The sequence below is a fragment of the Streptomyces sp. NPDC006529 genome, from assembly GCF_040611795.1.
In the GTDB taxonomy this organism is placed as follows: Bacteria; Actinomycetota; Actinomycetes; order Streptomycetales; family Streptomycetaceae; genus Streptomyces.
Window position 1 is genome coordinate 1 of record NZ_JBEXPB010000137.1, and the last position, 1,264, is coordinate 1,264.

The window sequence follows — 1,264 nt, forward strand, 5'->3', positions numbered from 1 at the left end:
GGATCGCGGTGGACTACGCCTCGCACTCTGCCCAGGTCGATCTCCTGCGTGAGGAGTTGGCCGAGCTGCTTGCTCCGGTCGTGCCGCGGGCGGCGCAGGTGCCGTTCCTGTCGACGGTGACGGGGGAGTGGGTCAAGGGGCCGGAGCTGGATGCCGGTTACTGGTTCCGCAACCTGCGTCAGACGGTCGAGCTGGAGCAGGCCACACGCACGCTTCTGGAGCAGGGTTTCGGGGTCTTCATCGAGTCCAGCCCGCACCCCGTCCTGACCGTGGGCATACAGGAGACCGTTGAGGACAGCGGCCGTGAGGCGGCCGTGCTCGGGTCGCTGCGCCGTAACGAGGGTGGTCTGGAGCGGTTCTGGCTCTCACTCGGTGAGGCGTATGTGCGCGGTGTCGCGGTGGACTGGGAGGCGGTCTTCGCCGGGACGGGTGCCCGTCGGGTCGACCTGCCCACCTACGCCTTCCAGCAGGAGCACTTCTGGCTGGAGTCCGGCATCGCCCCGGACGCCGGGACCACGGCCGCGTACGCGGTCGACACCGCCGACGCCCGCTTCTGGGAGGCCGTCGAGGCGAATGACGTGGCCGCCCTTACCACCGAGCTGGAGTTCGACGCGGACGACGAGACCCTCGCCGCGCTGCTGCCCGCGCTCTCCTCCTGGCGCCGCCGGTCCCAGGAGCGGTCGGCGGTCGACGGCTGGCGCTACCGGATCACTTGGAAGCCCGCCCCCGAGCCCGCCCCCGCCCGGCTCTCGGGCACCTGGCTGGTCGCACTCCCCGAGGACCGGGACGAGGCCGTCGACGCCGTGCTCCGCACGCTCGCCGAGCACGGCGCCGACGTACGGACCGTCGCCGTCCCCGGCTCCGACGACGCGCGGACCGTGCTCGCCGAGCGGATCCGTGACGCCCTCGCCGACGGCCCCGCCGCGGTGGGTGTGCTGTCACTGCTGACCCCCGCCGGGACCGGGGCGGCAGGAGGCGTCATCGCCACACTCGCCCTGGTCCAGGCCCTCGGCGACGCCGAGGTCACCGCCCCGCTGTGGTGCGTCACCCGCGGCGCCGTGGCCGTGAACCGCGCCGAGCAGCAGACCGATCCCGCACAGGCCGCCGTCTGGGGTCTGGGCCGGGTCACCGCGCTGGAGCACGGCGAGCGCTGGGGCGGTCTGATCGACCTGCCGGAGCAGGCCGATGACCGGCTTCTCGTCCGGCTCGTCGGGGTGCTGGCCGGTGACGCTGCCGAGGACCAGGTCGCGGTACGTGCCTCGGG

The 1,264-nt window shown here is 73.3% G+C and carries 1 protein-coding gene; it reads left to right on the plus strand.

Annotated elements, in window-relative coordinates:
* Nucleotides 1-1,264, plus strand: a 1,264-nt coding sequence (locus ABZY31_RS31265) for an acyltransferase domain-containing protein (protein ID WP_356417079.1), incomplete at both ends; no start/stop codon positions are given.